This is a genomic window from Acidisphaera sp. S103, assembly GCF_009765975.1.
In the GTDB taxonomy this organism is placed as follows: domain Bacteria; phylum Pseudomonadota; class Alphaproteobacteria; order Acetobacterales; family Acetobacteraceae; genus Rhodopila.
In genome coordinates this window covers 326,433-335,131 of the sequence record NZ_LMUJ01000063.1, presented here as the reverse complement: position 1 = coordinate 335,131, position 8,699 = coordinate 326,433, and the positions used below count along the sequence as shown (strand labels likewise).

8 protein-coding genes are annotated in these 8,699 nt (G+C 64.9%); 6 read left to right on the top strand and 2 right to left on the bottom strand.

Annotation, left to right across the window (positions count from 1 at the left end; all coding sequences use genetic code 11):
- Nucleotides 1-100: 100 nt before the first annotated feature.
- Both cofE and fgd read right to left on the bottom strand, forming a co-directional pair.
- Nucleotides 101-862 (bottom strand): coenzyme F420-0:L-glutamate ligase, encoded by a 762-nt coding sequence (cofE, locus tag GSQ89_RS22280; protein WP_158929309.1) that lies wholly within the window; start codon nt 860-862, stop codon nt 101-103.
- Between the two features lies 1 nt (nt 863).
- Complete coding sequence (gene fgd / locus GSQ89_RS22275; protein ID WP_158929307.1) at nt 864-1,871, bottom strand: glucose-6-phosphate dehydrogenase (coenzyme-F420); 1,008 nt, start codon at nt 1,869-1,871, stop codon at nt 864-866.
- A 215-nt stretch (nt 1,872-2,086) separates the two neighbouring features.
- Between fgd and GSQ89_RS22270 the strand changes: the two genes are divergently transcribed.
- The 6 genes from GSQ89_RS22270 to GSQ89_RS22245 all read left to right on the top strand — a co-directional run.
- The gene (locus tag GSQ89_RS22270) at nt 2,087-2,662 is read left to right on the top strand and encodes an ANTAR domain-containing response regulator (protein ID WP_158929305.1); all 576 of its coding nucleotides are present in this window, start codon (nt 2,087-2,089) and stop codon (nt 2,660-2,662) included.
- The gene (locus GSQ89_RS22265) at nt 2,659-3,738 is read left to right on the top strand and encodes a CmpA/NrtA family ABC transporter substrate-binding protein (protein WP_158929303.1); all 1,080 of its coding nucleotides are present in this window, start codon (nt 2,659-2,661) and stop codon (nt 3,736-3,738) included. Before GSQ89_RS22270 ends, GSQ89_RS22265 begins: the two co-directional genes overlap by 4 nt.
- Before the next feature lie 259 nt (nt 3,739-3,997).
- Nucleotides 3,998-5,206 (top strand): NarK/NasA family nitrate transporter, encoded by a 1,209-nt coding sequence (locus GSQ89_RS22260; RefSeq protein ID WP_158929301.1) that lies wholly within the window; start codon nt 3,998-4,000, stop codon nt 5,204-5,206.
- Nucleotides 5,207-5,226: 20 nt separating this feature from the next.
- On the top strand, nt 5,227-7,662 hold the full coding sequence (gene nirB, locus GSQ89_RS22255) for a nitrite reductase large subunit NirB (RefSeq protein WP_216856330.1): 2,436 nt from the start codon (nt 5,227-5,229) through the stop codon (nt 7,660-7,662).
- Between the two features lie 5 nt (nt 7,663-7,667).
- Entirely contained in the window at nt 7,668-7,997 is a 330-nt protein-coding gene (nirD, locus tag GSQ89_RS22250; RefSeq protein ID WP_158929297.1) for a nitrite reductase small subunit NirD, read from the top strand.
- 50 nt (nt 7,998-8,047) lie between these two features.
- The coding region (locus tag GSQ89_RS22245) for a molybdopterin-dependent oxidoreductase (RefSeq protein ID WP_371734283.1) at nt 8,048-8,699 on the top strand (652 nt) is incomplete at its 3' end.

Genomic DNA, 8,699 nt, shown 5'->3' with positions numbered 1-8,699 from the left:
TCGCCGGTGTTGACGACAACCAACAGGTCCTCCGGCGGCATGATTCGCGACAGGCCGAGGGCCAGCTTCGCGCCCCCTACCCCGCCGGACAAGGCAGTGATCACTGGAAAAGATCCTCCTCAGGCGGGCGTATCATGTCCGCCACCGGCATATTGGGTGCCTGCCAGGTTAGTCCACGTACCACGACGACGGGTTGTGCCTCCGCCGCCTGTCCTTGCAGCAGAGACGCCGCCGCGGCGATTTCATCCGCGAAGCCGATGATGCTGACCTCCAGGATGCGGCCGAACAGATCCGGCTGGCCGCGCAGGTCGATCACCGACGGAATACCGGCGGACCCGATCGCCACCCCGGCGGTGCCCCGGCGCCAAGGGCGGCCGAAACTGTCGCTGATCACCACCCCGACGTCTGCTTGCGGCACCAACGCGGACCGGATCGCCTCGGCCGACCCATCTGGGTCCACTGGCAGCAGCAAAGCGCGATGGTGCCCGTCCGCCGCCGCCACATTGGATTGGTCCACCCCGGCATTGGCCATCACGAACCCCAGCCGGTGCTGCATGATCATCAGGTTCGGCCGGCTGCGCACGACCTTCGCCGAGTCCGACAGCACCACCTCGACAATCCGCGGGTCCTTGCCGCCCTCCGCCGCCAGCTTCACCGCCTCGGGCGACGGCACGACATCGGCCAGATCGACCGTCCGTCCCTCGGCCTTGGACACGATCTTCTGCGCGATCACCACCACGTCGCGGTCGCGCAGAACCTGCCCGGCACGCTGCAAACCGGCCAGGATCAGCGCGGGCAGATCGTCCCCGGCCCGCACCATCGGCAGGCCAGGGATGGCGAACAGTTCCAGTCGAGCGGTCATGTTACCCGAACTGTTTCCGCAGCTTCGGCAGCACCATTTCCCCGTACAGCTTCAAAAACCGAGCCTGATCATTGCCGGGGGCGTGGAACACGAGGTGACGGAAGCCCATGTCGATATAAGGCTTGATCTTCTCGATATGCTCATCGGGGTCCGACGACACGATCCACCGGCTGGCCGCCCGTTCGACCGGCAGCGCGTCCGCCAAGCGTTCCATTTCTTTCGGGTTGTGGACTGTCATCTTCTCTTCCGGGGTCAGCGCCAGCGCCGCCCAGATACGCGTATCCTCCAACGCCCGCTGCTTGTCGGTATCGAACGACACCTTCATCTCGATCATCCGGTCGTAGTCCGGCTTCGGCTTGGACGACAGCGCCAGTCCCTCGGCCACGTTCGGCAGCAGCGTCTTGTTATACAGATCCCAGCTCTTGCCGCTGGTGCAGATGAAGCCGTCCGCCATCCGCCCAGCATACTTGGCCACCTGAGGACCCGCGCCGGCGACATAGATCGGCAGGAACGCGCCCGGCTTGTCGTAGATCGTGGCGCCCTGGGTCTTGTAATACTCGCCCTGGAACGACAAGTCGTCCTCCGACCACAGCTTGCGGATCAGGCCGATCGCCTCCCGCAAACGAGCGAACCGCTCCTTCATCTCCGGCCAAACCATGCCGGTGGACGGCACTTCGTTCAGCCCCTCGCCGGTGCCGACCCCCAGGATGACGCGGCCGGGAAACATCGACCCCAGCGTTCCGAACACCTGGGCCACCACGGACGGGTGATAGCGGAATGTCGGCGTCAGCACGCTGGTGCCCATGACGATCCGCTGCGTGCTGGCACCCAAGGCCCCCAGCCACGCCAACGCCGACGGTGCATGCCCATCTGTGTGCCGCCAAGGTTGGAAATGATCGCTGACGAATACCGAGTCGAACCCGGCCTTTTCCGCCGCCACCGAGAAATCCAACAGCAGGCGGGGCGCGAACTGCTCCGCCGACGCCTTGTACCCGAGTTTCAAGGTCATAGACCTGCCTCCTTCAGTTGGTTCCACGCTACCGCCGACCCGGTGTCGCGGCAATCCACACCCACGCGGCCAGTGCCAACTGTCCGCGCATCTGTTGGCGCATCTTTAGGCGATCAGGCGCCGCACCCCAGGCCCGCATCACGGGCGGCGGCCATGGTGCGGTGCGGCATAAACCTTGCGTAGAAGAGTCCCATGCCTACCCGCGATGCCCACACGTGAAAGTCTTGCTCGCCGACGACGATGCCGAACGAGCCGGTGCCGTCGCACATATCCTCGCCGCCGACCCCGGACTGACCGTCATGCGCCTGAAGTTCGGCGAATCCCTGGCCGATGCCGTCGCCTCGCTGGCGCCGGACGTGGTGCTGGTGGACATGGCCCGACCCGATCGCGACGCGCTGGACGGTATCCGTCAGGTCGCCGCCCTCAATGTTCGGCCGGTGGTCCTGTTCGTGGACGAAGACGATCCGGCCTTCATGGAGGAAGCGATCAGCGCCGGCGTTTCCTCCTACAACGCCATCGGCATGCCGCCGCCCGACGTGAAACCCATCCTGCGCGCCGCGGTCGCTCTGTTTCGCCGCCATCAGCAGGCGCAAGACGACCTGAAACAGGCCGAAAGCCGCCTGCACGAACGATCCATCGTCGATCGCGCCAAGGCCATCCTGATCAAGCAACGCCGCCTGAGCGAACCCGACGCCTACAAATGGCTGCGCCGCACCGCCATGAGTCGCGGCCGGCGGATCGTCGATATCGCCGGCGAGGTCATAAAAGACCTGGAGGGGAATGCCGGATGACCAAGCCGATCCGCGTCGGACTGCTGCGGCTGGTCGACAGCGCGCCGATTATCCTCGCCGAAGCCAACGGCCTGTTCAGCGAGCAAGGCATCGACGTCCAGATCAGCATCGAGCCATCCTGGTCCAACATCGCGGACAAGCTGACCTATGGCGTCCTCGACGCGGCAGTGATGCTGCCGCCCTTGGCGCTCGCCGCGTGCAGCGGGCTGCGCGGTCCGAAGGCTCGGCTGGTGGTGCCGATGTCGCTCAGCCAGGGCGGCAACGCCATCGTGGTCAGCAACCAGGCTTTCGCCAGCCTCGGTTCGCAGCCAGGCCCCCGGTTGCTCGATTGGCTGCGGACACAGCCGGTTCGGCCGCGGTTCGCCGTGGTGCACGCCTTTTCCACCCATAACCTGCTGCTGCGCTATTGGCTGGCATCCGGCGGCGTGGACCCGGATCGGGACATTGAAACAGTCGCTATCCCGCCGGAAAATGTCGTTGATGCCCTGGCCGCGGGCAGCATTGCTGGGTTCTGTGCCGGCGCGCCGTGGGGTGACGTCGCGGAGCGCCGGGGCGCCGGGCGCATCCTGATCGGCACCTCGGCGATCTGGCCGTTCCATCCGGAAAAGTGCCTGTGCGCCGGCGAGGCTTGGGCTGACGCCAATCCGGACCTGTTGCATCGCCTGCTGCGCGCCGTGCTGCGAGCCCAGATCCGCTGCGACCGGCCGGAGGAAGCGTCGGCGATCACGGCATTGCTGGCCGATCCGAACGGGTTGCGGTTGCCGGAAGAGGCCAGCCGAGCGGCGCTGCCGGGCGGATCGGGGGCGGAATCGATCCGGTTCCACACACGGGAAGCCTGGTTCCCGGCGAGGGCCCACGCGCTGTGGTTCCTCGGCCAGTTGCGGCGGTGGGGATGGCTGGACGGGCAGACCGATCTCGATGCCCTGGCGGCACAGGTTTATCGGCCGGACCTGGTGGCCTCGGCGGTCGAAGCGGAGGGGCTTTATCCCGCGGCCGAGTTGCCGGCTCTGGAAGGGACGGCCATGCTGCCGATGCCCGATGACGAGGCATTTTTGCCTTCAGGTCGGGGAATATGATATATTTCGAACTTATTGGTTATATAACAGTCGTTATGATCTAATAATAGGCTATTTATGTCCGTAATTTCATCACTTATCACTGAAGAAAATGATCGAACTATAGGCAAGTCACTTGGCATCGATCTTGCTGCAAGTGCTAACAGAGTTCCCCAACTCCGCGGACTTGCCCAACGAAGGGCTCGCACCGATCCCGAGGCGCCCGCGCCTCCAGCAATCGACCGGCGTGCCAATGATGGCCTGCCCTGCGAGTAACCACATGCACAAGGGCTTCCTCAAGGTCGGCCATCTACCGACGCTTATCGCATCCTTCCTCTATTTCGACCTCAGTTTCATGGTTTGGGTGCTGCTCGGTCCCCTCGGCGTGGCGATCGCCAAGGCGCTGCATCTCGATCCGGCCCACAAGGGCCTGATGGTCGCGACACCGGTTCTCGCGGGGGCTGCGCTTCGTGTGGTGCTCGGCCTGCTGGTCGACCGGTTCAAGGCCAAACGCGTCGGCATCGGCGCGCAGATCGTCGTCATCGCCGGGTTGATCGCCGCCTGGGCGATCGGCATCGACAGTTTCCCGGCGACCTTGCTGCTTGGCTGCGTGCTGGGCCTGGCGGGTGCATCTTTCGCCGTGGCGCTGCCGTTGGCGTCGTCCTGGTATCCTCCGGAACACCAGGGGACGGCACTGGGAATCGCCGGGGCGGGGAACTCGGGCACGGTGCTGGCTGCACTGTTCGCGCCGGCGTTGGCCATCGCGTTCGGTTGGCAGAACGTCGTCGGCCTGGCGGCGATCCCGCTGGTTTTCGTGCTTTGCTTCTTCATTTTCGCCGCCAAGGACAGCCCCAACGCGCCGCCGCCGAAGCCCTTGAAGGCCTACTTTGCCCTGTTGAAGGTCGGCGACTGCTGGTGGTTCATGTTCTTCTACAGCGTGACGTTCGGCGGCTTCGTCGGCCTCGCCTCCTCGCTGACCATCTACTTCAACGACGCCTATGGCCTGTCGCCCGTGGTCGCCGGCTACTGCACCGCCGCGGTGGTGTTCGTCGGGTCCATGGTGCGGCCACTGGGCGGCGCGGTCGCCGACCGGGTGGGCGGCGTCAGGGCGCTGGGGGTCCTCTATGCCGTGGCGGCCTGTGCCTTCGCGGCGATCTCTACCGGGCTGCCGACGATCTACCTGGCAATGCCCGTCTTCCTTGTCGGCATGCTGGCACTGGGCATGGGCAACGGATCGGTGTTCCAACTGGTGCCGCAGCGCTTCCGGCGGGAAATCGGCATCATGACCGGCCTGGTGGGCATGAGCGGCGGTGTCGGCGGGTTCTACCTCGCCTCCAGCCTTGGCTACGCGAAGCAGACGACCGGCAGCTATGGTTCGGGGTTCCTGATCTTCGCGCTGCTGGCGGCCCTGGCCCTGGTCGCGATCACCAGCGTGCGCCGCCGGTGGCGGACCACCTGGGGTGAGCTGTACGGCGCCGCTCGCGTATAACGGGAGGCACCGTCATGAACATGATCGCTCCCCGACGCCGCCGCCTGGTCCTGGTCGGCAACGGCATGGCCGGGATACGCACCCTGGAAGAAATCCTAAGTCGTGCACCGCATGATTTCGCCATCACCGTGTTCGGTGCAGAGCCGCACGGCAACTATAACCGCATCATGCTGTCGCCTGTGCTGGCCGGCGAAAAGACGTTCGAGGCGATCACGACCCACCCGCGGTCGTGGTACGAGGAAAACGGTATCGAACTGATCGCGGGTGAGGCCGTGGTCGGCATCGATCGTGATGCCAAGACGGTCACCGGGGCGCTGGGCGCCACACGCCCCTATGACACGCTGCTGCTGGCCACCGGGTCGAACCCGGTGATCATTCCGCTGCCAGGCCACAAACTGAGCGGCGTCATCGGGTTCCGCGATATCGCCGATGTCGAAACGATGATGGCGGCGAGCAAGTCCGGCACCCATGCCGTCGTCATCGGCGGCGGCCTGCTGGGCCTGGAAGCCGCCAACGGCCTGGCACTGAACGGCATGGATACAACCGTATTGCATATCATGCCGACGCTGATGGAACGGCAACTCGATCCGGTTTCCGCGGCCATGCTGAAGGCGGATCTGGCCACACGCGGCATCAAGGTCATTACCGAGGCGAACACCAAGGCCATCCTGGGTGAAGATCGTGTCGAGGGCGTGACGTTGGCCGACGGCACGCATCTGCCGGCGGATATCGTGGTGATGGCGGCGGGTGTCCGTCCCAATATCGCGCTGGCGAAGGAGGCAGGCCTGGCATGCGGACGCGGCATCCAGGTCGATGACGGGATGCTGACCAGCGATCCCGCCATCTACGCGGTGGGCGAGTGCGTGGAACATCGCGGCGCCGTGTTCGGCCTGGTGGCACCGCTTTTCGAGATGGCGAAAATCGTCGCCGACCGGGTCACACGTTCGGCCGACAGCGACTATACCCCGGCGGTCACCGGTACACGGCTGAAAGTCACCGGAATCGACATGTTCTCGGCCGGTGATTTCATTGGCGACGAAAATACCGACGATATCGTGTTCCGCGATGCCTCACGCGGGGTGCACAAGCGGCTGGTCGTCCGCGACGACAAGCTAGTCGGTGCCGTCCTGTATGGCGATGCGCAGGACAGCGCCTGGTATTTCGACCATATCCGTAATGAGACCGACATTTCGGCGTTGCGCGACACGCTGGTGTTCGGGCCTGCCCCGGGCAACGACAATGCGGCACCCGGCATCGAATCACTGCCGGATACAGCGGAAATCTGCGGCTGCAACGGCGTGAGCAAAGGCGCGATCCTGAACGCCATCGGCAGCTTCGGGCTGACCACCGTCGATCAGGTTCGGTCACGCACCAAAGCCTCGGCATCGTGCGGAAGCTGCACCTGCCAGGTCGAGGCATTGCTGACCCATGCCCTGGGCAGCGCGTATGACGCGACGCCGAAGGTCGCGGCGGTCTGCCCATGCACGACAGTCGGCCACGATGCGGTGCGGCAGGCGATCCTGAGCCAGACTCTGCGCACCATTCCGGCGGTGATGCGGGCCATGGGCTGGACCACGCCGGATGGCTGCGCGCGTTGCCGGCCGGCACTGAATTATTACCTGGTGTGTGCGTGGCCGGGCGAATACAGGGACGATTCCCGGTCGCGCTTTGTCAACGAACGGATGCACGCGAACATCCAGAAGGATGGCACCTACTCGGTCGTGCCGCGCATGTGGGGCGGCGTGACCTCGGCGGCCGAATTGCGGGCGATCGCCGATGTGGTGGACAAGCACCGGATTCCGACGGTGAAAGTCACGGGTGGCCAGCGTATCGATCTGCTGGGTGTCCGCAAGGAACAACTGCCGGCGGTGTGGGGCGACCTGAACGCGGCCGGAATGGTGTCAGGCCACGCCTATGGCAAGGCACTCCGCACGGTGAAGACCTGCGTCGGGTCGGAATGGTGCCGGTTCGGCACACAGGATTCCACGGCGATGGGCATCGCGCTGGAGAAGATGACCTGGGGATCGTGGACGCCGCACAAGACGAAGATGGCCGTCTCGGGCTGCCCGCGGAACTGTGCGGAGGCGACCATCAAGGATTTCGGGGTGATCGCCACCGAAAGCGGCTGGGACCTGTATGTCGGCGGCAATGGCGGCATCAAGGTCCGGGTCACCGACCTGCTGGCCAAGGTCTCGACCGAGGCGGACGTGCTGGAATACGCCGCTGCCTTCATGCAGCTCTATCGCGAGGAAGCCTGGTACCTGGAACGCACCGCGCCATGGGTGGAACGGGTTGGGATCGAGTACGTCCGTTCCCGCCTGAGCGATCCAAACGGCCGCTTGTTGGTTCGGGACCGGTTCATGAAAAGCCAGCAGCACATGCAGGCCGACCCATGGGCCGAGAGAGCAGCGAGCGCGGACGCGCATGAGTTTCGTGCATTGGCGGCGGTGGCATGAGCGCCATGAGCGAAGATACGTTGATATGGACGGATGTCGGCCATCTGGACGACATCCCCCGGCTTGGTTCCCGCGTCGTGACGACACCCGTGGTCGATATCGCGGTGTTCCGCACGGCAAACGACCGTGTCTTCGCGCTGCATGACAGTTGTCCGCACAAAGCGGGGAAACTGTCGCAGGGCATCGTGCACGGCGAGTCGGTGACATGCCCGCTGCATAGCTGGGTCATCGGGCTCGCGGACGGCACGGCGAAGGAACCAGATGAGGGCTGCACCCGTGTCGTTCCGGTCCGGCTGAAGGATGGGCGCATCCTGCTGGCCGCGGGTTCGGCGTGACTGGACCGGTCCACACCACCTGCCCGTATTGCGGGGTCGGGTGTGGTGTGGTGGCGCAACCGGATGAAACGATCAAGGCTGATTCGGCGCATCCGTCCAATCGGGGACGCCTGTGTTCCAAAGGGGCCGCGCTGGGTTCGACGCTGGACAACAGCACGCGGCTGACGATGCCGACCGTGTTCGGGCGGGAAACGGAGTGGGATGAGGCGCTGCAGCTTGTCGCCGATCGTTTCCAGGACGCCATCGCGCAACATGGACTGGACAGCGTGGCGTTCTATGTGTCCGGCCAGTGCCTGACAGAAGATTATTACGTTGCCAACAAGCTGATGAAGGGATTCATCGGCAGCGCCAATATCGATACGAATTCGCGGCTTTGCATGTCGTCCTCGGTGGCCGGTCACACGCGGGCTTTTGGAGAGGATGTGGTCCCCGGGGTTTATGAGGATTGGGAAGAGGCCGACCTGGTCGTGCTGGTGGGCAGCAACGCCGCCTGGTGCCATCCGGTGCTGCATCAGCGGTTGCAAGCGGCTCGGGCGTCGCATCGGACGAAGGTGGTGGTGCTGGACCCGCGCCGCACGGCGACGGCGGAGACGGCCGATCTGCATGTGCCGCTGGCGCCGGGCAGCGATGTGGCACTGTTCAATGGTTTGCTGGCGTATCTGTATCAGGCCGGAAAGTGCGACGCCGCTTGGATCGATCGCC